Annotated in this window: 21 protein-coding genes; 14 read left to right on the plus strand and 7 right to left on the minus strand. The window is 68.4% G+C overall.

Annotation, left to right across the window (positions count from 1 at the left end; genetic code table 11):
• Window positions 1–15: 15 nt before the first annotated feature.
• On the minus strand, window positions 16–1479 hold the full coding sequence (locus FY549_RS07950) for a polysaccharide biosynthesis tyrosine autokinase (protein ID WP_149084560.1): 1464 nt from the start codon (window positions 1477–1479) through the stop codon (window positions 16–18).
• A 103-nt stretch (window positions 1480–1582) separates the two neighbouring features.
• Entirely contained in the window at window positions 1583–2947 is a 1365-nt protein-coding gene (locus FY549_RS07955) for a polysaccharide biosynthesis tyrosine autokinase (protein WP_149084561.1), read from the minus strand.
• A gap of 70 nt (window positions 2948–3017) precedes the next feature.
• On the opposite strand from FY549_RS07955, the gene FY549_RS07960 reads away from it, so the two are divergent.
• The 10 genes from FY549_RS07960 (at window position 3018) to FY549_RS08005 (ending at window position 13362) form a co-directional block, all read left to right on the plus strand.
• Window positions 3018–4163 (plus strand): hypothetical protein, encoded by a 1146-nt coding sequence (locus tag FY549_RS07960; RefSeq protein ID WP_149084562.1) that lies wholly within the window; start codon window positions 3018–3020, stop codon window positions 4161–4163.
• A gap of 72 nt (window positions 4164–4235) precedes the next feature.
• The gene (locus FY549_RS07965; RefSeq protein WP_262381149.1) at window positions 4236–6107 is read left to right on the plus strand and encodes a polysaccharide biosynthesis protein; all 1872 of its coding nucleotides are present in this window, start codon (window positions 4236–4238) and stop codon (window positions 6105–6107) included.
• The gene (locus FY549_RS07970) at window positions 6104–7234 is read left to right on the plus strand and encodes a DegT/DnrJ/EryC1/StrS family aminotransferase (RefSeq protein ID WP_149084563.1); all 1131 of its coding nucleotides are present in this window, start codon (window positions 6104–6106) and stop codon (window positions 7232–7234) included. The genes FY549_RS07965 and FY549_RS07970 overlap by 4 nt, the downstream gene beginning before the upstream one ends.
• Window positions 7231–7848 (plus strand): sugar transferase, encoded by a 618-nt coding sequence (locus FY549_RS07975; protein ID WP_149084564.1) that lies wholly within the window; start codon window positions 7231–7233, stop codon window positions 7846–7848. The genes FY549_RS07970 and FY549_RS07975 overlap by 4 nt, the downstream gene beginning before the upstream one ends.
• Window positions 7845–8486: a NeuD/PglB/VioB family sugar acetyltransferase gene (locus tag FY549_RS07980; protein WP_149084565.1), complete on the plus strand. Its 642-nt coding sequence runs from the start codon at window positions 7845–7847 to the stop codon at window positions 8484–8486. Before FY549_RS07975 ends, FY549_RS07980 begins: the two co-directional genes overlap by 4 nt.
• Window positions 8483–9604, plus strand: a complete 1122-nt coding sequence (locus tag FY549_RS07985) for an N-acetyl sugar amidotransferase (protein ID WP_149084566.1) — start codon at window positions 8483–8485, stop codon at window positions 9602–9604. Before FY549_RS07980 ends, FY549_RS07985 begins: the two co-directional genes overlap by 4 nt.
• An 8-nt stretch (window positions 9605–9612) precedes the next feature.
• Window positions 9613–10746 (plus strand): glycosyltransferase, encoded by a 1134-nt coding sequence (locus FY549_RS07990; protein ID WP_159463414.1) that lies wholly within the window; start codon window positions 9613–9615, stop codon window positions 10744–10746.
• Window positions 10743–11981 (plus strand): glycosyltransferase family 4 protein, encoded by a 1239-nt coding sequence (locus tag FY549_RS07995; protein ID WP_149084568.1) that lies wholly within the window; start codon window positions 10743–10745, stop codon window positions 11979–11981. Before FY549_RS07990 ends, FY549_RS07995 begins: the two co-directional genes overlap by 4 nt.
• Window positions 11978–12580 carry an imidazole glycerol phosphate synthase subunit HisH gene (hisH, locus tag FY549_RS08000; protein ID WP_149084569.1) on the plus strand — a complete coding sequence of 201 codons (603 nt, stop codon included), beginning with the start codon at window positions 11978–11980 and terminating at the stop codon, window positions 12578–12580. The genes FY549_RS07995 and hisH overlap by 4 nt, the downstream gene beginning before the upstream one ends.
• Window positions 12565–13362, plus strand: a complete 798-nt coding sequence (locus tag FY549_RS08005) for a HisA/HisF-related TIM barrel protein (RefSeq protein WP_200838951.1) — start codon at window positions 12565–12567, stop codon at window positions 13360–13362. Before hisH ends, FY549_RS08005 begins: the two co-directional genes overlap by 16 nt.
• Here FY549_RS08005 and FY549_RS08010 read toward each other — a convergent pair.
• Both FY549_RS08010 and FY549_RS08015 read right to left on the minus strand, forming a co-directional pair.
• Complete coding sequence (locus tag FY549_RS08010) at window positions 13352–14722, minus strand: O-antigen ligase family protein (RefSeq protein ID WP_149084570.1); 1371 nt, start codon at window positions 14720–14722, stop codon at window positions 13352–13354. The genes FY549_RS08005 and FY549_RS08010 overlap by 11 nt on opposite strands.
• 77 nt (window positions 14723–14799) lie before the next feature.
• Window positions 14800–15612, minus strand: a complete 813-nt coding sequence (locus tag FY549_RS08015; RefSeq protein ID WP_187614947.1) for a glycosyltransferase — start codon at window positions 15610–15612, stop codon at window positions 14800–14802.
• Window positions 15613–16012: 400 nt separating this feature from the next.
• Between FY549_RS08015 and FY549_RS08020 the strand changes: the two genes are divergently transcribed.
• Together FY549_RS08020 and FY549_RS08025 are read left to right on the plus strand one after the other, a co-directional pair.
• Complete coding sequence (locus FY549_RS08020; RefSeq protein WP_149084572.1) at window positions 16013–17467, plus strand: hypothetical protein; 1455 nt, start codon at window positions 16013–16015, stop codon at window positions 17465–17467.
• Between the two features lie 31 nt (window positions 17468–17498).
• Complete coding sequence (locus FY549_RS08025) at window positions 17499–19382, plus strand: DUF4012 domain-containing protein (protein WP_149084573.1); 1884 nt, start codon at window positions 17499–17501, stop codon at window positions 19380–19382.
• Window positions 19383–19401: 19 nt separating this feature from the next.
• On the opposite strand, the gene FY549_RS08030 is transcribed toward FY549_RS08025, so the two are convergent.
• The 3 genes from FY549_RS08030 to FY549_RS08040 are packed head-to-tail and all read right to left on the minus strand — an operon-like array spanning window position 19402 to window position 21568.
• Window positions 19402–20118 carry a hypothetical protein gene (locus FY549_RS08030; RefSeq protein WP_200838952.1) on the minus strand — a complete coding sequence of 239 codons (717 nt, stop codon included), beginning with the start codon at window positions 20116–20118 and terminating at the stop codon, window positions 19402–19404.
• Window positions 20115–20591, minus strand: coding sequence for a VanZ family protein (locus tag FY549_RS08035; protein ID WP_149084574.1), 477 nt, complete (start codon window positions 20589–20591; stop codon window positions 20115–20117). The genes FY549_RS08030 and FY549_RS08035 overlap by 4 nt, the downstream gene beginning before the upstream one ends.
• 35 nt (window positions 20592–20626) lie before the next feature.
• A complete protein-coding gene (locus FY549_RS08040; protein ID WP_149084575.1) occupies window positions 20627–21568 on the minus strand; it encodes a Ppx/GppA phosphatase family protein in 942 nt (313 codons plus the stop codon).
• Window positions 21569–21596: 28 nt separating this feature from the next.
• On the opposite strand from FY549_RS08040, the gene coaA reads away from it, so the two are divergent.
• Entirely contained in the window at window positions 21597–22550 is a 954-nt protein-coding gene (gene coaA, locus FY549_RS08045) for a type I pantothenate kinase (protein WP_149084576.1), read from the plus strand.
• A 63-nt stretch (window positions 22551–22613) separates the two neighbouring features.
• Window positions 22614–24461 carry a glutamine--fructose-6-phosphate transaminase (isomerizing) gene (gene glmS / locus FY549_RS08050; protein ID WP_149084577.1) on the plus strand — a complete coding sequence of 616 codons (1848 nt, stop codon included), beginning with the start codon at window positions 22614–22616 and terminating at the stop codon, window positions 24459–24461.
• Window positions 24462–24556 lie beyond the last annotated feature (95 nt).

Below are 24556 nucleotides of genomic sequence, written 5' to 3' on the forward strand. Positions count from 1 at the left end.
CCGCCGGGATCGCCGTCAGACACGGGCCGTCGTGCGCTTCTTCGGAGCGCTCTTCTTGCCCTTCCGGCTTCCGAGCTTCGTGGTGGTCTTCGCCGAGGTGGTGCCGTCGAGCTCGTGGGTCGAGCCGTACGTGTAGGCCCCGTACCCGTAGCTGTCCGGTCCCTTCGTGGGCAGCATCGTGACCACGACGCCGAGCATCTGGACGCCCGCGTTCTCCAGCGCCCGTACGGCCCCCGAGAGTTCCTGCTTCTTGGTCTTCCCCGAGGCCGCGGCGAGGATCACGCCGCGCGTCTTGGTGCCGAGCACCGCCGCGTCCGTCACGAGGAGCAGCGGCGGAGCGTCGATCAGGACGTAGTCGAAGTACTCACCCAGGGACTGGAGAACGTCGTCCATCGCCGCCGAGCCCAGCAGCTCACTGGGGTTCGGCGGGACCTGGCCGCTGGGCAGCACGTACAGGTCGTTGCGTCCCCACTTCTGGAGGGCGTCCGCCACGTCCAGGCGGCCGATCAGGACGTCGGTGAGGCCCGCGCCGCCCTCCAGCCCCATGTAGTCGGCGACGCGCGGAAGACGGAGGTCGCCGTCCAGGAGCGCGACCCGCGCACCGGTCTCGGCGAGAGCGATGGCGAGGTTCGCCGTCGTGGTCGACTTGCCCTCGCCGGGGCCGGCGCTGGAGACGACGAAGATGCGGGGTCCGCTGTCGAGGTTCAGGAACTGCAGGTTCGTGCGGAGGCTGCGGAAGGACTCGGCGCGCGGGCTGCGGGGGTCGGCGTGGACGATCAGCGGCCGCTTCGGCGCCTCGGGGTCGAAGGCGATGCCGCCGAGCACGGGGCGGTCGGTCAGCGTCTCGATGTCGTGCAGGGTGTGGATGCGGTTGTCGAGCATGGTGCGGAGCACCGCGATGGCGACGCCGAGGGCGAGACCGATCACGGCGCCCAGCAGGATCAGCATGCGGGTGTTGGGGCTCACCGGCGAGGTCGGGACCTCGGCCGGCTCGGTCACGGTGATCTGTACGGGGCTGGTCGCGCCCTCGGCGGCCGGCTGCTCCAGCGTGTTCTGCACCGCGTTCTGGAAGCTCACGGCCACGGCGTCGGCGATCTCGGCCGCTCTGGCCGCATTCCCATCGGTCACGCTGACGTCGATGAGGACGGTGTTCAGCGGGGTCGTGGCGGTGATGCGGCGGCTCAGGCCGGCGACCGAGTCGTCCAGGCCCAGGTCTTCGATGACCGGGTCGAGCACGAGGGCCGTGCCGACCACGTCGACATAGCTGGTGACCATCTGCCGCGCGAACGTCGTCCCCTGCACCAGGTCGCCGGTCGCGGCGCCTTCTGTGCGCACCGAGACGTACAACTGGGTCGAGGCGACGTATGTCGGCTGCTGGAGTGCCGCGTATCCGGCACCGCCCGCGACGCCGAGGACGAGGAGGACCAGGATCATGATCCAGTTGCGGTGCAGGATGCGCACATAGTCGCGAAGTTCCACGCGGCAGTTCTTTCTGTTGCTGGGCAGCTCCCGGTCATCGGTGAGCCGCAGAGTCAAATCCCGATATTCTCACAAAAGCCGCGCGTCGTGCCCCACGTCTCCGTCATCGCGTCGCCCCGGCCCCGGTGGAGGCCTGCGCGGCGGCATCCCGCCGGCCGAACGGCGCCTTGGTGAGGACGGTGCCGAGAACGGTGGCGCCGACGGCCTCGATGCTCTTGGCGGCAGCCGAGAGTCGGCCCGAGGGGGTGCTCCCCGACGCGGCCACGAGGATGGCACCCGTCGTCACGCGAGCGATGACCGCGGCGTCCGTGACCAGCAGGAGGGGCGGCGCGTCGATGATGACGACATCGAAGGCGGAGGCCGCCGCCTGCACGAGCTGCTCCATGGCCGAAGACCCCAGCAGCTCCGCGGGATTCGGGGGCACGGTTCCGGCGGGGAGGACGAACAGGGCGCTGCGTCCCCACCGCTGGATGACGTCGTTCAGGCGCACGCGGCCGACGAGGACGTCGCTGAGTCCGACCCCGCCTTCGATCCCGAAGTACTCCGCGACGCGCGGGAGCCGCAGGTCGGCGTCGATGAGCGCGACCCGATGTCCGGCGTCGGCGAAAGCGAGGGCGAGGTTGGCAGCGGTCGTGGACTTGCCCTCGCCGGGTCCGGAGCTGGTGATGACGAAGACCCCGCGGTTCTCGCGGAACAGGAAGTGCACGTTCGTGCGCAGGGCCCGGTAGGCCTCGGCTCGCGCGCTCTGCGGTGCCGAACTGATGGCGAGCGGTCGGTCGCTGGTGTCCGTGTCGAAGGGAATACGGCCGAGCAGGGGAGCGGACACCGCCGCCTCCACGTCGGCGCCGGTTCGCACCCGCTGATCGAGGAGTGAACGCAGCAGCGCCGCGGCCAGGCCGACGCCGAGGCCCAGGACCGCGCCCACCGCGAGGGAGAGCTGCATGTTCGGCGCGACGGGCGTGGTCGGCACCTGGGCCGCCTGCAGGGTCACGACGCGGATGGAGAACGGGGTCTCCTGGCCGCGGTTCTCGAGGGTGTCGGCCACGACGGCGGTGAAGCTCTCGGCGATCCCGTTCGCGACCCGTGCGGCCTGGCCCGGATTCGTGTCGCGCACCTGGATGGAGAGGATCGCGCTGTTCAGCTCCGACGACACCGAAGTGGTGGAGGCGATGTCGGACGGCGACACGGACAGGCCGAGGTCTTCGATCACGCGGTCGAGCACGAGCGAGCTCGTGACGACGTCGCGGTAGGTCTGGACGATCTGGGTGGCGTAGCCGGTGGCCTGCGCCCGCTCCGTGGGGGAGGCCGTCTCGGACAGCTGTACCGTGACCATCATCTGCGTCGTCGCCTCGAAGCGCTGGGGCGTGAGCATCGCCGTCATGGCGCCCACCGACAGGCCGATGAGCAACCCGGAGAGGATCACGACGATCTGCCGTCGGACGACCCGGAGATAGTCCTGGAGCTGCATCGGTCTCCCCGTGTGGTCGGTCCGGATCGGCGGTATGTTCTCTTGAGACTACCGATTCCTTGAAGGCGGCATGACGGCTCTCGACGAACTCTTCCCCGACGGCCCGCGCACGGACCGTGGAGGCTCCGGCGCGCGCGAGGCGGCGTCGGACGCGCGGCTGCGGGAACTGGTCGGGGATCCGCGCACCCGGTCGCCCCGCCCCGCGGAGCTGACGGACACGCGGGAGATCGCGCGCCGCGCGGAGGCCGCTGCCCGCAGCGCCGTCCCTTTCGCGGCAACGGCGCCCACCGTCGCCCGCGAGGCCCCGCGCCGTCGTCGTCGGCCCGATCTGCTGTCGGCGTCCGCCGCCGGACTCGCCGTCGTCGCCGTCATCGCGGCGGTCACCGTCGGCGGCATCCAGGCGGCGACTGCGAGCCCCGCGGACAGCGCCCTCGAGTCCCTCCGGGCCGACGAAGCGACCATTCAGAACGCGCAGCAGGCCCTCGTGACGACCAGGGACGGCATCGTCGCCGACATCGGCACGCAGACCGCGGAGGCGACGGCGCTGCGCAGCGCTCTGCTCGACACGGCGACCGTGCCCGATCCGCTCTCCTCCGAGGAAGGCGTCCTCGACGTGACGGACCCCGGCCCGCGGCAGGCGGCGGTGGCGGCCCTCGACACGTACCTCGCGGGTCTCGCCGCCATCGAGGTGCCCGACGCCCCGGCCGAGTACCGGCGCGAGGAGCTGGACGAGGATTCGCTGGTCGAGGTGGGCAGCGCCATCGACGAGGCGCAGGAACACCTCGTCGCCCTCGACCGCGAGACCGTGGAGATGCGAGCAGTGCGGACGAGGCTCGACGGGCTCCGACCCGCCGCCGAACCGGCATTGACCGCTTTCACCGCCTCCTTCGTCCCGTCCGCCGAGACCGCGACGGACGAGCGGCCCGGTGCCGAGGAGTCGTTCCGCGTGGCGGTGACGCAGACGGCCGCGACGATCTCGGCCGCTGACCCCTGGAGCGCCGAGGCGCAGACGGCCTACGCGGCGTACCGCGATGCCTTCCGTGCCCTCGTCGAGGATCAGGTGCGCGCCGAGCGTGAAGAGGCCGATCGCCGAGCCCAGGAACAGCAGCCGGTCTTCCCCCAGAACCCGCCGGACGAGGGTACCGGCGAGCCCGAGCCCGTCGACACCGCCGCGCCCGCCGAGCCGGACACGCAGGAGGGCGAAGGAACGCCATAACGCACGGACCTTCTCGTTTCCTGTGAGAGCATGGCTTGCAGCTGGAGAAAAATACGAGGGGGGCACACTGTCGTGGAGGGCGCACATGCGGGCGTCGACGAGTCCGGAGGCACCCGGATGGCGTCGCAGGCGTCGGTGAAGCAACGGCGACGACGCTGGCTCGCCGCGTTGGTCGACGGTCTGTGCTGGAGCTTCGGAGTCATCCTCGCGGTGGCGCTCCGGTTCGAGTTCCAGATGGACGCTCGCGTGTGGATCGCGACCACCGTGCTCGCGGTCGTCGCCGGTGCCATCCAGATCCTCGTCGGATTCCTGACCGCGCTGTACCGGGGACGCTTCACGTACGGGTCTTTCGATGAGGTCCGCACGCTGGCGCTGATCGTCGTCGTGGAAGCACTGCTGCTGTCGCTCGTCGTGGTCCCTCTCGGCCCGCTCATCGGGATCCCCCGCGCCACCCTGCTGCTGGCCTTCCCCTTCGTGCTGCTGCTCATGTTCGGGGTGCGATACGTGGCCCGGCTCGTCATCGAGCGGTCGCGCAAACCCGGGTCCGACGCCGAACCCGCCCTCATCCTCGGAGCCGGATTCATCGCCGACAAGCTCCTCGCGAACCTGACCACCGACCCGCTGTCGCCGATCCGGCCCGTCGGTCTCCTCGACGACGACCCCGACAAGCGCAACCTGCGCCTGCGGGGGGTCGCCGTGATCGGCACGACGCGCGACATCGCCTCCGCGCGCGCCCGCACCGGGGCGACTCTCGCCGTGATCGCCATGGCCCGTGCCGACAGCTCGTTGCTGCGCACGCTCACCGACCGCGCCGAGGCCGCCGGGTTGCGCGTGGCGGTGACCCCCAGTATCGAGATGATGGCGTCGGGGAAACGGGCGCTCACCGACGTCCGCGACATCAGCATCGAAGACCTCATCGGCCGCCATCCCGTGGACACCAACGTCGAGCTCATCGCCGGCTACATCACGGGCCGTCGGGTGCTCGTGACGGGTGCCGGCGGCTCCATCGGCGCGGAGCTGTGCCGCCAGATCGCCAAGTTCGGCCGCAGCGAGCTCATCATGCTCGACCGTGACGAGACGGGATTGCAGGTCGCACAGCTCGGCACTGCAGGGCACGGGCTTCTCGACACCCGCGACGTCGTGCTGGCCGACATCCGTGACACGGTGACGCTCCACCGCATCTTCGACGAGCGCCGGCCGGAGGTCGTCTTCCACGCCGCCGCGCTCAAGCACCTGCCGATGCTCGAGCAGTACCCCGACGAGGCGTGGAAGACGAACGTCATCGGAACGCTCAACGTCATCAACGCCGCGCGCCGTGTCGAGGTGGCGACCTTCGTCAACATCTCCACCGACAAGGCGGCCAATCCCACCAGCGTGCTCGGCCACTCCAAGCGCGTGGCGGAGAAGCTCACTGCCTGGGCCGGAGAGGACACCGGTATGCGCTACCTGTCGGTGCGCTTCGGGAACGTCATCGGCAGTCGGGGTTCCATGCTGCCGACGTTCCAGCGGCTGATCGCGGAAGGGCGGCCCATCACGGTCACCCACCCGCAGGCGACGCGGTACTTCATGACCATCCCGGAGGCGTGCCAACTGGTCGTGCAGGCCGGCGGCATCGGGCGAGCCGGCGAGGTCCTCATCCTCGACATGGGCGAACCCGTCTCGATCCTCGAAGTCGCGAAGCGGATGATCGCGATGTCCGGGAAGAACGTCGAGATCGTGTTCACGGGGCTGCGGTCCGGCGAGAAGCTGCACGAGGAGCTCGTCGGCTCCCGGGAGAACCTCGAACGGCCGTTCCACCCGAAGGTCTCCCACACGCGTGTCGACACGATCACGCCCGAACGCCTCGACAAGGAAGGCTGGATGCGCCGGATGTTCGCGACGCCCCGCGAGAACGACACCGTCACCATCACTCCGGTGAGGATCGGAGGGGTGGCCGAGCGATGAGCGCGCGGATCTACATGTCCTCGCCGGACGTCGGGGAGGCGGAGGAGGAGGCGGTCGTCGCGGCGATGCGCTCCGGATGGATCGCCCCCCTCGGGCCGGACGTCGACGCGTTCGAGCGGGAGCTGGCGGAGCGGGTCGGCGTCGCGCACGGCGTCGCGCTGAGCTCCGGCACTGCCGGGCTGCACCTGGGTCTGCTCACCCTCGGGGTGAAGCCCGGGGACGTGGTGCTGACCTCGTCGATGACCTTCGCCGCCACGGCCAACGCGATCACGTACACCGGCGCGGAGCCGTACTTCATCGACGCCGATCCGCGCACCGGGAACATGGACCCGGCGCCGCTGCGGGAGGCGTTGACCGAGCTCCGCGACGCCGGGGAGCGCGCGGCCGCGATCGTCCCCGTCGATCTCCTCGGCAAGGCCGTGGACTACACCGCCATCCTGGCTCTGGCGGAGGAGTTCGGCGTGCCGGTGCTGGCGGATGCCGCCGAGTCGCTGGGCGCGACCCACGCCGGGCGTGCGGCAGGGAGCTTCGGACACGCGTCGGTGGTGTCGTTCAACGGCAACAAGATCATGACCACGTCCGGCGGCGGCATGCTGCTGACCGATGACGAGAGGTTCGCGCAGCACGTGCGATACCTCGCGACCCAGGCGCGGCAGCCGGTCGTGCACTACGAGCACACCGACGTCGGCTTCAACTACCGGATGAGCAATCTCCTGGCGGCGCTGGGGCGGGCGCAGCTCGCCCGTCTCGACGCGATGATCGCGCGGCGCAGGGAGATGCGCGAGCTCTACAAGCGCCTGTTTGCCGACGTCGACGGCGTCGAGGTGTTCGGAGCCGAGGGCGACGATGCCGACAACGTCTGGCTCACGTCGATCCTCGTCGACTCCGAGGCGACCGGGTGGGAGCCGTCCGCGCTGGCCGCCGCGCTCGCGGAGGACGAGATCGAGAGCCGCCCGCTGTGGAAGCCGATGCACGCGCAGCCCGTGTTCGCGGCGGCCCGTCGACGGATCACCGGCGCCTCGGACTCCCTGTTCGCCCGCGGCCTGACGCTGCCCAGCGGCTCCGCCCTCACGGACGACCAGCGCGAGCGCGTGGTCACCGCGATCCGCGGCTTCCTGAACCGATGAGCGCCGGCTTCCGGCCGTACGACATCGTGAAGCGCGGCCTCGACGTGCTCGTCGCCGCGGCGGCCCTCATCCTGCTCTCGCCGGTGATCGTCGCCACGGCGGTCCTCGTCGCGCTCCGTCTCGGACGGCCGGTGCTGTTCGCCCAGCCCCGCCCCGGACGGCACGGCCGCATCTTCACGCTCTACAAGTTCCGCTCCATGCGATCGGTGGACCCGGCCCGGGGCTGGGTGACCGACGCCGACCGGCTCACTCCCTTCGGGGTCCGTCTTCGATCGACGAGTCTGGACGAGCTCCCCAGTCTGTGGAACGTGCTGCGCGGCAACATGAGTATCGTCGGACCTCGTCCGCTCCTGGTCGAGTACCTCGACCGTTACACGGCGGAACAGGCGAGACGGCATGAGGTGCGGCCGGGCATCACCGGACTCGCCCAGGTCACAGGGCGCAACGCCGTGACCTGGGAGCAGCGCTTCGCGCAGGACGTGCGGTACGTGGACCACCGCAGCGCCGGGCTGGATCTGCGTATCGTGATCGCGACGATCGGCGCGGTGTGGCGCCGAGAGGGGATCACCGCGGAGGGGCAGGCGACCATGGCGAAGTTCGGAGGCGACGCATGACGGAGCGGATCATCGTGATGGGGGCCGGAGGATTCGGCCGGGAGACGCTCGACGTCCTCGCCGCCCTCATCGCGGGCGGCGCCGCGCTGGACCTCGTCGGCGTGATCGATCCCGGTGCCCGCGACCTCGATCGCGAGCGGCTCGCGGCACGCGACGTCCCCCTGCTCGGCACGTTCGAGCAGTGGCGGGAGGAGGCGCGTGGCGACGAGCGCTTCGTCGTCGGAATCGGTGCGCCCGCCGTGCGCCGGAAGGTCGCCGCCACCCTGCACGACGCCGGGTTCCGCGCCGCCACCCTCGTCCACCCGACCGCCGTGATCGGCACCCAGACGAGAATCGGCGCGGGCGCCGTGATCACCGCGGGGGTGCAGGTGTCGACCAATGTCGACATCGGTGCGCACGTCCACCTCAACCCAGCGAGTGTCGTCGGCCATGACGCCGCCCTCGCCGACTTCGTGTCCGTCAATCCCGGAGCGATCGTCTCGGGCAACGTCGTCGTCGAGACCCGAGCACTCCTGGGGGCCGGATCGGTCGTCCTGCAGGGGCTCACGGTCGGCGCGGGGGCGACGGTCGGAGCCGCGGCCTGTGTGACCAGGGATGTCGCACCGGGACAGACTGTGAAGGGGGTGCCTGCACGATGACTGTTCGAGAGTGCACGCGTTGCATCATGAACTCTGACGTGGACCCAGACATCGTCCTCGTGGACGGCGTATGCAATCACTGCCTCCGGTACGACGCGCTGCTGGAGTCCCGTGTCGTCCCCGTCGAACAGCGCCCGGCGAAGCTGGCGCAGGTCGTCGAAGCGATCTCCCGCGCGGGGCAGGGTCGGGAGTACGACTGCATCATCGGCGTGAGCGGGGGAGTGGACAGCTCCTACGTGGCGCTTCAGGTGAAGCGACTCGGCCTCCGTCCACTCGCCGTCCATGTCGACAACGGCTGGAACTCGGCCCTCGCGGTCCTGAACATCGAGCGTCTCCTGCGCACCCTCGACATCGACCTCCATACGGAAGTCCTGCGTCTCGACGAGTTCTACGACCTGCAGCGATCGTTCCTGATGGCGTCGACGCCGGACGCCGACATCCCGAGCGACCATGCCATCCAGGCCACGCTCTGGAAGGTCGCGCGTGAGCACGGTGTGAGGTTCATCATTTCCGGGATGAATTTCGCCACGGAATCGATCAGCGTGCCGTCGTGGTCGTACGGTCATTCGGACTGGCGGTATCTCAATGACGTGCACCGCCGATTCGGTCGGGTGCCGTTGCGCACCTACCCGCACTTCGGATTCGTGACGCTCGCCTGGACGACGTTCGTGCGACGGGTGCGAATCGTCTCCATCCTCAACTACCTCGACTACGACAAGTCGAAGGCGATGGAAGAGCTCGTCGAGAAGCTCGGCTGGGTGCCGTACGAAGGAAAGCACTACGAATCCATCTTCACCCGCTGGGTGCAGGGCTTCTACCTCCCGAAGAAGTTCGGCATCGACAAGCGTCGCGGTCATTACTCCGATCTGATCAATTCGGGACAGATCTCGCGCGCGCAGGCGCTGGCGGCTGTAGCGGAAAGCGACTACAGCGAGCGCCTGCGCGCTGAGGATGAGCTTCTGCTGCTCAAGAAGCTGTCCCTGACTCCTGCCCAGCTCACGGACATCGTCGAACGGCCCGCGTCGAGCTACCGTGCCTACCGGAACTCATACGGGTTTGTGCAGTTCCTTCGCGGAACGGTCAATCGGCTGCGAAAGCTGGGGCTCTACCCCCGATGACAGAGAGCATGAACATCCACGTTTATCCCGCCCCGATCGTCAACGAGAGCCGTATCTTCCGCGAAACGAAGGCTGTCGCGGAGGCCGGTCTGTTCGAACAGGTGGTCGTGACCGGACAGAGGTCCCCCGGTCTGCCCGACGTCGAGCGACTCGACGAAGTACGGTCGATCGAACGTGTCGGTTCCGTCGGGGATGAGAGGCCGCGGTCGATCGTGGGGCGCATCCTGGAACAGATCTCCTGGTCGGTTGCGGTCTACCGTCGTTGGCGATCGCGTCCGGTGCGCGTCGTCAACGCCCACTCCGTGGCCGTTCTTCCGGTGTGTCATGCGATCGCGCGCCGCCATCGCGCCGCATTGATCTACGACACACATGAGCTCGAGACCGAGACGTCGACGTCGAACGGCATCCAAGGGAAGATCTTCCGGATGATCGAGAGGCACTACGTGCGTCGGTGCGACGCCGTGTTCGTCGTCAACGACTCGATCGCGGACTGGTACCGGGCCGCGTATCCCGGCGCGCGTGTGACCAGCGTGCGCAACGCACCTACCCGGGAGCGGGATCCGCAGGCCGTCGATTTGCGTCGGAGGTTCGCCATCCCCGCCGGCGACCGCATCTACGTGCACGTGGGGAACATCGTCGCCCATCGCCGCATCCCGGAGATCCTGGAAGCGTTCCGCGCGCGTGAGTCCGCCGGGGATCACGTCGTCTTCATAGGATCCGGGGTGCTGCAGAGCCTGGTGCGGGGCGCCGCGGAGCGGCACACGAACATTCATCTCCTCGGATCCGTCCCTGCGGACGAGGTGGTCGACACCGTCGCGGGCGGGGACGTCGGCCTCTGCCTGATCGAAGCGACATGTCTGTCGTATGCGTTGTCGCTGCCGAACAAGGCACTGGAGTATTCGATGGCGGGCATCCCCTTCTTTTCCACGGACCTCGTCGAGATCGACCGTCTTCTCGGATCCGACGCGGCAGCCTGGAAGGTCGACGGCGATGCGGACTCGATCCTCCACGCCCTGTCATCGCTCAGCGACGCTGACATCGCGGCCGGACGCCGGGCGGTCGCTGCTGTCGAGCTGCCGCACTGGCCGACGGAATCCGCGAGCATGCTCGATGAGTACCGACGAGTGCGGGGAGCGGCATGAAGACCGTCTGGATCGTCAACCACTATGCGACGGACCCTCAGGAGACCGCATCTGGGTCTCGTCACTTCTCCCTGGCACGGGGGCTCGTCCAGCGCGGTTGGACCGTGGTTCTGCTCGCCGCAAGCACCGAGCATCCCTCCGGTCGCCGTCGAGCCGGGATTCCGGACGAGCGCGCGAGCGATCGGATACGCGACGGTGTCCGGTTCAGGTTCCTGCGAACTCCGCAGTACGACGGAGGGCTAGGCCGCCTACGAAACATGGCCGCCTTCACTGCGGCTCTTCTGCGTCGGGCGAACGTGGCAGACCTCCCTCGCCCCGACGTGGTGATCGGGAGCACCGTCCACCCGCTCGCGGCGTGGGCGGCTTCGGTCCTGGCCCGCCGCGCCGGAGTTCCGTTCCTTTTCGAAATCCGTGACCTCTGGCCGCAGACTCTCATCGACATGGGAAAGCTCTCGCCCCGGAGTCCTCTGTCCTGGATGCTGCGCCGCCTGGAGCGCATGCTGTGCGACCGCGCCGAAGCCGTGATCACGCTGCTACCGTTCGCCTCCGAGTACCTGGTCGCCCAGGGGGTGCCGGCGGAGAAAGTGGTGTGGATCTCCAACGGCACGGACGCTGACGACTTCGACGGTGCGCCGCCGCCCGGGGGAGATGACTTCGTCTTCATGTACCTGGGTTCCGTCGGGCGGGCCAATGGCCTCAGCGCCATCGTCGATGGCTTCCTCTCCGCCGCCGCTACCGAGCCGAGGCTGCGGCTCGTCATCGTCGGGACGGGAACGGAGCTTCCAGCAATCCGTACGCGGGCTGGCGGATCTCCGCAAGGCGTCCGGGTCACGTTCGAGCCGCCGGTGCCCAAGGACCAGGTTCCCATCCTGGTCGGTCGGGCCGACGCGATGGTCATCAACATCCTCGATCTCGATGTCTACCGCTTCGGGGTGAGCATGAACAAGATCTTCGACTACGCTGCTGCTGCCCGCCCGATCCTCGTGGCGAGCAACGCGCGGAACAACGTGGTCACCGAGGCCGATGCCGGGATCGTCGTCCCCGCTGACGACGCGGAGGCTCTCGGAGTAGCGATGATCAGGATGGCATCTCGGGACGCCGCTGATGACCGGGCACGGTGGGCGGCGAATGCGCGCGCCCATGTCATGAATCACTACGACTATCGCGCACTGGCCGAGCAGCTGGACCATGTGCTCGAACGATGCGTCACGCGCGAGGGAGACAAGCAACGATGATCACGATCGTCGACTACGGGGTGGGAAACATCGGGTCCCTCATCAACATGTTCCGTCGGATCGGCCAAGAGGCCGGACTCACGGCGGACCCGCAACAGATCGTGAGCGCGGAACGCCTGCTCCTTCCGGGGGTGGGGGCCTTCGACGCCGCCACCGCGAAGCTCCGCGAAGGAGGGTTCGACGTAGCGATCCGCGAGTTCGCCCACACCGGACGCCCGCTTCTCGGGATCTGCCTCGGAATGCAGCTCCTGCTTGATTCCAGCGAGGAAGGCGCCTCGCCAGGGTTGGGGCTCATCCCCGGCGGCAGCGTGCGCTTTGACGACTCCGGGGGGACCCGTGTGCCGCACATGGGCTGGAACCAGTTGGTCGTGCAGAAACCGGCGGCGATCGTCGACGGACTCCCCGAGAACCATCGCTTCTACTTCGTGCACAGCTACCGCGTCGTCGTCGCGGACGAGCGCGATGAGCTGGCACGGAGCGAGTACGGGGGGGAGTTCACCTCGATGGTGCAGCGGGAGAACGTCACCGGTGCGCAGTTCCACCCGGAGAAGAGCCACGCTTTCGGGATGCAGATGCTCGACCAGTGGGCACGCTCGTGATCGCCCCGCGGGTGATCCCCGTCCTTCAGATCGACGACGGAGGATGGCTGGTCAAGACACGCCAGTACCGGAGCCCGCGCTACCTCGGCGATCCGATCAACGCGGTGAAGATCTTCAATGAGAAACAGGTCGACGAGCTCGTTGTGGTTGACATCGCTGCCAGTCGGTCACGTCGTGACCCGGCGTATGACGTCCTCACCGACATCGCATCGGAGGCCTTCATGCCCGTGGCGTACGGCGGCGGCCTGCGTTCGGTAGACCAGGCCCGGCGTGTGGTCAACCTCGGCATCGAGAAGGTGATCGTCAACTCCGCCCTCTTCACCGCGCCGGAAGCGGTGGAGGCGATGGCGGCGGCTCTCGGGTCGCAGAGCGTGGTCGCGAGCATCGACGTGCGCCGTGGCGTGGACGGCGAGCTCGTCACGACCAGCGCATCCGGCACACGCCGGGAGCCGGAGAACGTCGGAGACGTCGCTCGTCGTGCCGTCGGCCTTGGCGCGGGCGAGATCATCCTCTCCGCCGTCGACCGGGAAGGGACGCGGGAGGGATACGACCTGGAGGCGATCCGGCTGGTAGCCGAAGTGGTGCCTGTGCCGCTGGTCGCTCTCGGCGGCTCCGGTTCCTTCGAGGACTTCGTTGCAGCGATCTTAGCCGGAGCGGACGCCGTTGCGGCGGGCAGTCAGTTTGTGTTCTACGGTCGACGCGATGCCGTGCTGATCACGTATCCAGAGCCATCAGAGGTCGCGGCACTCATGAAGGCGTCCCCCAGCGGGACTACTTACTGATCGGCTGCGTCGACGCGCGGGGTGCGCCGGCATCCACCCCTGCTGTCCTGGCCTCGGTCAACCACATCGCCAGAGCAAGCATCGACGCGAATGCCATCCAGGTGTACGACGGCTCAAGACTCGCGCTGGCCATCATCGTCATCAGGGGCGAGAGCAGCGCGAACACGACGAGCGCCAGGCCCGCGATCTGTCTTCCTCGACCGAAGCCCCTGTCGCGATGAGAGCGCCATCCTGCGCGTGCGATGTGGAACATGACCACGACAGTTGCGGCGAAGACGAAGATCCCATACTGGCTCAAGATCTCCAGCGCTGCGCTGTGCGGGCTCAGAATTCCCTTCGTCGCCAGATCGTACGGGTGCACTTCGGCTGTGCGCGGCTCGTATCCGCCGGGCCCGAGACCGAGGAAACCCGATTCCAACGCAAAGTTCACACCATTGCCCAACAAGTTGAAGCGGATCGCACCCGTCTGCCCCTCGTCGAACCAGGAGACTTGAGCGCGCTCCAGGCCGATGATCCCGGCGATCCCGCCGGGTGAGGTCACCACCAGTAGTGCGCCTGCTGCGATCACGGGAGCGACGATGATCATCGTCCGCGGGAACCTGGCCAGGACCAAGCTCAGCACGATGACCGAGAGGGCCACGAACCCCAGCGTTGATTGCGTCTCCCGTATGAGGAACGCTATTCCGACCAAGAACATGATGATCAGAAGACCCAGGGAGCGCTTGCGGACAACGGCGAACCCCGCGACGAGCATGAGGAAAGCGATCAGCAGGAAATACGCGAAGTCGTTCGGGTTTCCGAAGGTGCTGGCCAGGCCAGGATCGGTGAGCACGCTCTCCGCGTCGCGGTTCGCGAAGTAGTTGCTCGCGCGCCATCCCGTCCGCAACTCATACGCGGCGAGCGCACCCGTGACGATGACAGACGCCGCCCATCCGAGAAAGAGAGCAGTCACGAATCGCTGGTCGAGCCGCGCGAGCAGGACGGCAATCACCAGCATGCCGCCAAAGAAGCACGAGACAAGCTCGGACGCGGCGTAAGAGTCCACTCCGTGGACGAAGCTCAGCCCCAAGGCGGCGAGCGTGCCGATGACCAGGAGGACCCAGGTCGCTTTCCGCAAGGCAGACGGGACTCTCTTCGGGCGGCGTCGGAAGACAACGATGAAGAAGAACAGAAGAGTGGCAACACGGAACGCGAACAGGTTCCCGAGCCCGGGCGCGAGGGGGCCGAGGGCGGCGAGCGTCGGAAGGACGAAGATCAAGGCACGCTCAGCTCTGGTGCTGGACGGGATGGGATCCTCACCCGGCGACACGAGCTTTGTCTGGCGCGGTAGCGCGGTGTTCGTCGCGGCGGCCCGTTGCATCGCGGTATCTCCAGGCTCGGTGGCCGCGTGGTGCGAACACGCAGACGGGGTCGAAGGTAGGGGCAGTCTATCCCGACCTATCCCTGGTGCGCGGCTCCGCGGAGCCAGTCATCCAGCACTGTCGCCGCGGTGGTGCCGTCATGCCATTGTTCGACGAACGCAGGTCCGCTCGCAGCGACTTCCCTCGCGCGAGCCCGATCGGCGAGCACGTTGTCGAGTACAGCCGTGATGGTCGCGGGGTTAGCGTCGAAGAGAGGGACGACGCCCCCCAGAACTTGTCGCGTGTGCTCCGACACGCTGCTCACCACCACACGGCCCGCAGCCATCGCCTCGATCGCGATCACTCCGTATGCTCCCGTCTGGATCTGATCGATCACGATGTCGGCGCTGTGCAGGAGAGCAGGCATGGCGTCGTGCGAGACCACACCGGTTCGGATCCTCTCGATGCTTCCCTGGCGCTCCAGCAGCTCCAGTGCGCGATCGATGTGCCGGGTTCCCTTCGTCACGGCGGCGTTGGCACTCGGGCGGTGGAGCACGCGAGGCACAGCTCGACGTAAAGGAGCGTCTGTAGCAGCCCACCTGGCCGGTGAGACCGTGATGGGGAGGAGGACGGATCCCTCGACATGCAGCAGCATGTCCGGGGTCGTCACGAAGGTAGGAAGACCAGCCGCCGCCACCGCGCTACGGTTCCGCCGAGCATGCTCGCCCAGTCGCTGCACCCACTCGGGGTCGGCTTCGGTGAAGAACGAGTGCTCGTTGAGTTCGATGCTCCGTTCAGGATCCCTGGCGTCGCTGCCGTGGAACACCACGGCCGTACACACGCCGAGACGGCGGTACAACTCCGCCTCGTCGGTGAAGCGGGTGACGTGCGGATCGCCCACCAGAGGCATGTTGCTCTCGTTCAGGAGATGGGTCACGCGGCCCATGAGCTGACGTACCCGTGCTCGCCGCAGCCAGGGCGGCGCAAGGCGATAGTGGGGAAGAGAGTGGCCGGAACGGTCGTTGACGCGTCGGTCACGAAGAAGGCTCGCAACCGGGCCATCGAAGGCGACCGTGAATGCCTCGTGCGCCGTCCGATCTCGCAACGAACGGGCCCAGGCGCTCGCCTGTGACGCGGAGTTGAGCGGACCGATCGAGAGCGTTTGGTTCACGACGGCGCCTTCGGTCGAGGGACTCGACACGGTCGAGTCCGAACCGTGTGCCGATAGTCTATGCCCGGGGTCTCAGACTCGTGCACCTGTGCCTTGGCGCCCTGGGGAGTCCGGACTCGAATCCGAAGAATGAGGTGCGTTGACCAGATCGAGAATGTTCGCGCGCCCGGCGTACGACCGGACGACCACGAACGCGCTCGGACGTAAGGGGGTTCTCGCGCTGCTGAGCAGACTCGCGCCCGGGCTCACCACTCTCCTCGTCAACGTCGCAATCGGCCGAATCGCGGGAGCCGGGCTGCTTGGCCTCACGCAGACTGTCACCTCCACTGCGTCGATCGCAGCCCTGGTCTACCCGGCGGGGGGTGCGGCGAGCAGGTATCTGTCGAGCCTCGGTGCCCAGGGGGAGCGGGAGATGGCACGGGCCGTCGCCACCCACCTGTCTCGTCGGGTGATGCTCGCGTCGACAGCGGCGGCCTTGATCGTGAGCGCGGTCGTACTGCTCGGAAACCGGGGCAGCGGATCAGTCGCCCTGGTCAGTGGCCTCATGGTCGTTGCCGTCGCCGGACGCGCCTTCGTCGAAGGCCTCCATTTCGGAGGCGGGGAGGGTGCGCGCCTTGCGAAGTGGAGCCTGGTGATCGCGTGTCTTAGCGTCACTGCGACGATCGTTCTGCTCCTGTTCGGCGTCCGCGACGTATGGGTCATGGCTCCTCTCGTCGCGCTCCCGATCATCTTCACGGCCGTCTCCTGGCCGCGCCGGTCTTCTCGGCGCCTTCCAGCAGCCCTGATCAAGGAGATCCGCGGCTTCGTCGCGCTCTCCGTCGTGGGAACGCTCGCGAGCACGGGCTTCGCGCAGGCTGCGGTTCTGGTTGGGGGAATCGCCCAGGGACTCTCCTTCGTCGGTCAATACTCGGCAGCGATGACCATGACGACGCCGCTGGGAGTGCTCGCCGCCGCGCTCGCCGCAGTGCTGTTCCCCGCGCTTGCCGCAACGCACAGCGTCGGGGCGACGGAGGCGGTCAAGCTTCGCCTAGGTGCCGTGACATCCATCGTCATCACCGTGATGGTCGCACTCTTCATACCGCTCGCGGTGCTCTCGGAGCTTCTCGTATCGCTGATCTGGGGCTCGAAGTTCCCGCAGACCGCATGGATAATTCTGATCCTGCTCCCAGCGATTGTCATCAGCACCATCGCCGTGCCTGCAGTGAGTGCGGTCACGGCATCCTCGAATCGCGGTATGGCGACATCGGCAGTGTCGAGCGTCATAGGCGCGGTCGTCGGGGTCGCGGTGTGGGTGGCGCTCGTCCCGAGCGGCTCACCGACGGCGATCCCGCTCGGCTTCGCCGTCGGTACCGTTCTCATTTCGGCGATTCCCCTCGCCATCGCGTGGAGGCGGTACCGCATGGCCTGGGCGGCCGAGATGGTCATTGTCGTGGCCGTTCTGGCCGTGACGCTCGCTCTCGTCGTGCTCGGGCAGCACTGGGAACTGAGTCCGGTCTACTCGGTGCTGGGAGCAGGGGTGCTGACGAGCTTGTGGCTGCTCGCCCGTCATCGCACCGTTCGTCTTCTGCTTGCTCGCGTCCGTCGCCGCGCGTGAGTCGTGCACGCAACCATGGTTGAATCGCCGAGTGACAGATCCCAGCCTTCCGCCTGCGACGCGGCGAGAGCAGCGCGCACTGCGCGCGTCTTCCTCCGACGCTCCGACGACCGCTGCCGACGACATCGAGCAGGAACCGCCACGGCGACGCCGACGCGTCTGGCTCTGGATGACGATCATCGGCGTGCTGCTCGTCGCCCTGGCCGTGGCCGGAGTGTGGGCAGGAAGCCGGATCTATTCGCAGGCCATGCAGGCGCGCTCCCACCTGCTCGCAGCCATGCCGTACGTCGCCGAGGTGAAGACGGCGATGCTCGCTTCCGACCCGGAAGCGGCCGCGACGGCTGCGGCGGCATTCCGAGCAGAGGCGGCAGACGCGCAGGCGGCCGCATCCGGCACGCTCTGGGGCTTTTTCGAAGCCATCCCGCTCCCGCCGCTCGAGAACCTTCGTGCCGTAAGCACCGTCGCCGATGTCGCGGTGTCGCTCGCCGATGATGTGCTCGTTCCGGCGAGCGGTGTGAGCGTCGCAGCTCTCGCGCCGTCGGGCGGAAGGATGGATGTCGCGGCTCTTCAATCGCTTTCGGGGCTGCTCGATCAGATTGAGGCGGGGACCGCTGCCGCGGTCGAGCGCCTGGCGGCGCTCGACCACAGTGCCCTGATGGACGAGGTGCGCTCCGGCGTGCAGCAGGTCGAGACGGCACTCACCGAGATCCAGTCGGTGGCCGGGCCGGCCCGCGACGTCATCGCTGTGCTGCCGGATGCCCTCGGTGCGTCAGGACCGCGCAACTACCTCGTTATGTTCCAGGGCAATGCCGAGGTGAGGGCGAGCGGCGGCGGTCCTGGATCGTTCATCCTCCTCAGCGTCGACGACGGTGCCCTGTCGATCGTCGGAGAGGCGGCGGCCACAGAGTTCGATTTTGCCATCCCGGAGCCCGTCGTGCCCATCGACGCCGAGACCGAAGCGCTGTACTCCGACATCATCGCTCGGTGGATCGCGAACCTGACGGCGACCCCGGACTTTCCCACGAGCGCGGCGCTCGCGAAGGGGTGGTGGTCGACACTTCACGACGATCGGATCGACGGCGTGATATCGATCGATCCGATCGGGCTGTCGTACATGCTGAACGCAACCGGACCGATCACACTGCCCACGGGCGATGTGCTGACCAGCGAGAACGCGGCGCCACTGCTCCTCAACGAGGCGTACTTCAAGTACCCGGACGGCGCCGACTCCAACCGGTTCTTCGCGGCCGTCTCGTTGTCCGTCTTCGACGCTCTCACCGGTGGGAGCATCGAGCCCGTCCCGATGATGACCGCGCTGACGCGAGCCGCCGACGAGGGTCGTCTGAAGGTCTGGAGTTCGGACGAGGAGGAAGCCGCACTGCTCGGGGAATCGCCGCTGTCCGGACGACTCCCAACGACGAACGACACGGAGACTGCGGTCGGGGTGTTCTTCAACGACACGACGGGGTCGAAGATGGACTACTACGTCGATGCCACGGTGGCTGTGCAGGCGGATACCTGCGCCGCTGACACTCCACGCTGGACCACGACGGTCACACTCCAGAACCACATCACGGCGAGCGCGGCCGCAGAGCTCCCGCGCTACATCACGGGTCCATACTTCACGCCCGGGGACATCGGGACGGATTTCGTCGTCTATACACCGGTCGACGCCACGATCGAGGGGTGGACGTTGAATGGCAAACCGTTCGACGCAATCACGCACACGACTCATCTTGGGCGCGACGCGGTCCGGGTGAACGTCGTTCTACCACCAGAGTCGACGGCCACGCTCGAGGTAACCATGGCGGCTGCAGCAGGAAGCGCTGCCGCTGAATTCGGACCGACGACAGTCCGTCACACTCCTATGGTGCGTGACACACCGGTGAGCATCGATGAGTCGAGCTGTGGTTAGAGGACCGCGTTGAGCGCCGTCAGCTGACCGCCGCCCGGACGATCCGCTCGACCTCGTCCAGGGCCGGGGTGAGTTGCGCGCCGGAGAGCGCGTAGGTCTCCCGTGAACGGCGGTACGGGTCGACGACGTCGTCGTCCTCGGGCGGTGCGGGCGTGAGACCGCGCTGGTCGCCGACGGCACGGAGCACGGCGGCGAACCTGTCCTGGAGCGAGCCGTCGGTCTGCCGGGCGGTCTCCAGCGCCTCTTCGGTGCTGAGCGTCGAGGCGAGCCGCGCGAACTCCCGCAGCGTGAACGTGCGGCGGAGAGCGCCGGGCATCATCTTGACGACGGCGGAGCGGTGCTCGCGCGCCATCGTGAGGATGAGGTCGGCGTCGGCGAGATACGGCTCGACCAGGTACCTCGCTCGGTGAGCCTGCGCGATCGCCGGGTCGGCACCGGCCAGCGCGGCCAGTTCGAGGGCGGGCTCCTGCATGCCGTGCCCCTCGAGAGCGTGCGTGCCGGCACTGTGGATGCGGATGCCCAGGGGCGCGAGTCGCTGCCTGAGCAGCACTTCCGCCAGCGGGGATCGGCAGATGTTGCCGGTGCACACGGTGAGGATGGTCAGCGTCTCGTCCGTGGCGGCCGGTCGGCTCGGAATGCTCTCGGCGGCCGCAGCGCGGGGCGGCTGCTCCTGTTGCTCACGCCACTCTCTGCGGCTCATGCCGGCCGGGGGGCCGTCCAGGGGAGGAAGGGTCACGACGCCAGCCTACGGCTCCGCTGCCGTCGGGGATCGCGCGACAGCAACGCCAGCAGGACGGTCGTGACGACGGCGCCCAGGAAGGTGCCGGTGGTGTTGGCGATCACGTCGCTGAGCGTGGGGAACCGGGACGGCATCAGCCCCTGGACCGTCTCGATCATCACGCTCATCAGCCCGCCGACGAGCGTGACCTGCCAGAGCCGCAGACCCGGCCAGGCGAGCGGGAGCAGCAGCCCCACCGGGACGAAGAGGGCGACGTTGGCGAGGACCTCCAGGACCACGGCGCTCTGCTGGTAGGGGGCGATGCCGGCCTCCGCGACCCAGCGGGCCATCACGCCCACCAGCCCCGTGACCTTCGATGACACGCTCGCGGGCAGCCAGACGGTGAAACCCACGAACAGGAGGTAGGCGACCAGGGCGACGCGTGCCGTCGCCGCGCCGCGTCGGGGGCGGACGGCGAGCGACGAGGTCATGGCGTCATGCTATCCAGGCTGCCGGAGCGCGCCTCTCAGGATCCGGATCCGGGTGCGAGCTGCTCGATGTAGCGGAGGAGCACGCCCTCGCGGAGCGCCCAGGGCGACACCTCCAGCTCGTCCACGCGCAGCGCGGTCATCGCGGCGTGCAGCGACACCGCCGCCGCCACGATCTGGAAGGTGCGATCGGGGGTGATGCCCGGCAGCTCCTGCCGCGCAGAGGCGGGCAGCCGGGCGAGCCGGGGGATCCACGAGCCGAGGGCCGCGCGCGGCAGCAGCATCCGTTCGATGCCGGACCAGCCGGGCGCGGGGTAGCCGACGAGTCGGGCGAGCGAGCGGATCGCCTTCGACGACCCGACGACGTGATCCGGGCGGGGAAGTTGGCGGAATCGGGGAACGACGGTCCCGAGCGTCGCCTCGGCGTGCGCTCGCAAGCGTTCCACGTCGGCCTCTCCCGGGGGGTCGGAGGGGAGGAACTGCACCGTCATGCGCCCGGCGCCCAGCGGCACGGACGCCGCGACGTCGGGGAGCTCCTCGGCACCCGCGGCGATCTCCAGCGAACCGCCGCCGATGTCGAGCAGGAGCAACTGACCCGCGGACCAGCCGAACCAGCGCCGCACGGCGAGGAAGGTGAGCTCGGCCTCTGTCTCCCCGTCGAGCACCTGCAACGGCTGCCCGAGTACGGCCTCGACCCGGGCGATCACGTCCGCCCCGTTGCGGGCGTCTCGCACGGCGCTCGTGGCGGTGGCGAGGAGCGCGTCCACCCGTTCGGCTTCCGCCACCCGGCGCGCCTGCGCGACGGCGGCCTCGAGGGCGTGCACTCCCTCTTCCGCGATCGCGCCGTCCGGTGTCAGATACCGCATGAGCCGCAGCACCGTGCGGTCGCTCGTCGTCGCGAGCGGTCGTCCGCCAGGGCGCACGTCGGCCGCGAGCATGTGGACGGTGTTGGATCCGATGTCGAGGACTCCCAGGCGCACGGGATGAGGATACTCGGGCGCGGTTACGATGGACGACGTGACCACCGCCGACCCCACGCTGCCGCTGTCGCCGTATCGGGAGATCGGGCGCGCGGAGTGGGCGCGCCTCGCCGCCGGGCTCGACCAGCCCCTCACCGAGACCGAGGTCGTGGAGCTCCGAGGGATCGGCGACAGGCTCGATCTCACCGAAGTGCGCGAGGTGTATCTGCCGCTGAGCCGGCTGCTGAGCCTGTACGCCAGCGCGACGAAGCAGCTCGGTGCCGCGACCTCGACCTTCCTCCAGGAGGACGACACGACGACGCCGTTCGTCGTCGGCGTCGCCGGCTCGGTGGCCGTCGGCAAGTCGACGATCGCCCGCCTCCTCCGCGAGCTCATGAGCCGGTGGCCGGGGACGCCGCGCGTCGAGCTGGTGACCACGGACGGCTTCCTCTACCCGAACGCCGAGCTCGAGCGACGGGGCCTCATGGACCGCAAGGGCTTTCCGGAGTCCTATGACCGTCGGGCGCTGATCGAGTTCCTGACGAAGGTCAAGAGCGGGGCCCCCGAGGTGCGCGCGCCGTTCTACTCCCACATGCGCTACGACATCGTCCCCGACGCGCACGTCGTCGTGCGTCGGCCCGACGTCGTGATCGTCGAAGGGCTCAACGTCCTGCAGCCTCCGCCCGCCCCGAACGACGTGGCCGTCAGCGACCTCTTCGACTTCTCGATCTTCGTCGACGCCGACACCGCGCACATCGAGAAGTGGTACGTCGACCGGTTCCTCGCGCTGCGGCAGGGCGCCTTCAGTAACCCCTCCTCCTACTTCAACGTGTTCGCGCACCTCACCGACGAGGAGGCGATCGCGACCGCGCTGGGGTACTGGAACGAGATCAACATGCCGAACCTGGTCGAGAACGTCATGCCGACCCGGCATCGGGCGCGGCTCGTGCTGCGCAAGGGTGCGGATCACGACGTGGAGAGCGTCCTCCTGCGCAAACTCTGAGGCCCGGCGGGGACCGCCTATTGTTCGGACGACTCGCAAAAATTCCCGCTTACCCTTATCCCCATGTGTGGAATCGTCGGATACGTGGGCCCGCGGCCCAGCCAGGACATCCTTCTCGCCGGCCTCGCCCGTCTCGAGTACCGCGGCTATGACTCCGCTGGCATTGCCGTCATCGACGGCGAGGGAACGCTGGGCATGCGCAAGAAGGCGGGCAAGCTCGCCAAGCTGCGCGATTCGCTCGGCGACGCGCCCCTCGCCGACGGCACGACCGGCATCGGACACACCCGGTGGGCCACGCACGGCGGCCCGACCGACGTCAACGCCCACCCCCACCTCGCGGACGACGACAAGCTCGCGGTGATCCACAACGGCATCATCGAGAACTTCGCTGCCCTCCGCGACGAGCTCCTCGCGGACGGCGTCGCGTTCCGCAGCGAGACCGACACCGAGGTCGCCGCGGCCCTCCTCGGTCGCGAGTACGCGAGCAACGGCGGTGACCTCGCCCTCGCGTTCCGTGCGGTCGTCAACCGCCTCGAGGGCGCCTTCACGCTCCTCGCCATGCACCAGGACCACCCGGGCCTCGTCGTCGGCGCCCGCCGCAACTCGCCGCTCGTGATCGGTCTGGGCGAGGGGGAGAACTTCCTCGGCTCCGACGTCGCCGCGTTCGTCGAGCACACCCGCAAGGCGCTCGCGATCGGTCAGGACCAGATCGTCTCGATCACCCCCGACGCCGTGACCGTGACCGACTTCGCCGGCACGCCCGTCACCGCCGAGCCCTTCGACGTCTCCTGGGACGCCGCCGCCGCCGAGAAGGGCGGCTGGTCGAGCTTCATGGCCAAGGAGGTCGCCGAGCAGCCGGAGGCCGTCGCGAACACCATCCGCGGCCGCATCCGTGACGGTCAGGTCGTGATCCCGGAACTCGACGGCCTCGACGACCTGTTCGTCGGCATCAACCGCGTCATCATCACGGCCTGCGGTACGGCCTCCTATGCGGCCCTCGTCGGCAAGTACGCGATCGAGCAGTGGGCCCGCGTGGCCGTCGACGTCGAGCTCGCCCACGAGTTCCGCTACCGCGACCCGGTCATCGGCGCTGACACCCTGGTCGTCTCGATCAGCCAGTCCGGCGAGACCATGGACACCTTGATGGCCGTGAAGTACGCCCGCGAGCGCGGTGCCCGCACCCTCTCGGTCTGCAACACGCAGGGCGCCACCATCCCGCGCGAGTCCGATGCCGTCGTCTACACGCACGCCGGCCCGGAGGTCGCGGTCGCCTCGACCAAGGCGTTCTCCGCCCAGATCACGGCCCTGCTGCTGCTCGGCCTGCACATGGGACGCGTTCGCGGCGTCGTGGCCGACGCCTCGACCGGCGTCGAAGAGCTCTCGGCACTGCCGGAGAAGGTCGCGAAGGTGCTGGAGAGTGAGCACGAGCACGTCACCCAGCTCGCGGGCTGGATGGCCGACACCCGTTCCGTGCTCTTCCTCGGTCGCCACGTAGGCTACCCGATCGCGCTCGAGGGTGCGCTCAAGCTCAAGGAGATCTCCTACATCCACGCCGAGGGCTTCGCCGCGGGCGAGCTCAAGCACGGTCCGATCGCCCTGATCGAGCCGGGGCAGCCCGTCTTCGTGCTCGTGCCGTCGCCGCGGCACTCCGCGCTCGTGCACTCCAAGGTGGTCTCGAACATCCAGGAGATCCGCGCCCGCGGTGCTCGCGTCATCGTGGTGGCGGAGGAGGGCGACGCCGCCGTGCTGCCCTTCGCCGACGAGGTCATCCACATCCCGCTGGCCGGGCCGATGTTCGAGCCGCTGCTGGCAGTCGTGCCGCTGCAGATCTTCGCGATGGCGCTGGCCACCGCGAAGGGCCTCGACGTGGACCAGCCGCGCAACCTCGCGAAGTCCGTCACGGTGGAGTGAGTCCCGCCGACCCACCCCTTCCGTTCGTCCCACCCCTCTGCGTGCGCACGTAGAGGGGTGGGACGTTCGTATCGGGGTGGGTGGAGGAAGCGCGA

This window comes from Microbacterium sp. 1S1 (assembly GCF_008271365.1).
In the GTDB taxonomy this organism is placed as follows: Bacteria; Actinomycetota; Actinomycetes; order Actinomycetales; family Microbacteriaceae; genus Microbacterium.

Excerpts from the sequence above, each read along its gene's own strand:
- FY549_RS08015 (WP_187614947.1), bottom strand. The coding sequence starts at position 15,612 with ATGCCTCTGGTGGGCGATCCGCACGTCACCCGCTTCACCGACGAGGCG.
- coaA (WP_149084576.1), top strand. The coding sequence starts at position 21,597 with ATGGACGACGTGACCACCGCCGACCCCACGCTGCCGCTGTCGCCGTAT.
- FY549_RS07985 (WP_149084566.1), top strand. The coding sequence starts at position 8,483 with ATGACTGTTCGAGAGTGCACGCGTTGCATCATGAACTCTGACGTGGAC.
- FY549_RS08035 (WP_149084574.1), bottom strand. The coding sequence starts at position 20,591 with ATGACCTCGTCGCTCGCCGTCCGCCCCCGACGCGGCGCGGCGACGGCA.
- hisH (WP_149084569.1), top strand. The coding sequence starts at position 11,978 with ATGATCACGATCGTCGACTACGGGGTGGGAAACATCGGGTCCCTCATC.
- FY549_RS08010 (WP_149084570.1), bottom strand. The coding sequence starts at position 14,722 with ATGCAACGGGCCGCCGCGACGAACACCGCGCTACCGCGCCAGACAAAG.
- FY549_RS07995 (WP_149084568.1), top strand. The coding sequence starts at position 10,743 with ATGAAGACCGTCTGGATCGTCAACCACTATGCGACGGACCCTCAGGAG.
- FY549_RS07970 (WP_149084563.1), top strand. The coding sequence starts at position 6,104 with ATGAGCGCGCGGATCTACATGTCCTCGCCGGACGTCGGGGAGGCGGAG.
- FY549_RS07960 (WP_149084562.1), top strand. The coding sequence starts at position 3,018 with ATGACGGCTCTCGACGAACTCTTCCCCGACGGCCCGCGCACGGACCGT.
- FY549_RS07975 (WP_149084564.1), top strand. The coding sequence starts at position 7,231 with ATGAGCGCCGGCTTCCGGCCGTACGACATCGTGAAGCGCGGCCTCGAC.
- glmS (WP_149084577.1), top strand. The coding sequence starts at position 22,614 with ATGTGTGGAATCGTCGGATACGTGGGCCCGCGGCCCAGCCAGGACATC.
- FY549_RS07955 (WP_149084561.1), bottom strand. The coding sequence starts at position 2,947 with ATGCAGCTCCAGGACTATCTCCGGGTCGTCCGACGGCAGATCGTCGTG.
- FY549_RS07980 (WP_149084565.1), top strand. The coding sequence starts at position 7,845 with ATGACGGAGCGGATCATCGTGATGGGGGCCGGAGGATTCGGCCGGGAG.
- FY549_RS07990 (WP_159463414.1), top strand. The coding sequence starts at position 9,613 with ATGAACATCCACGTTTATCCCGCCCCGATCGTCAACGAGAGCCGTATC.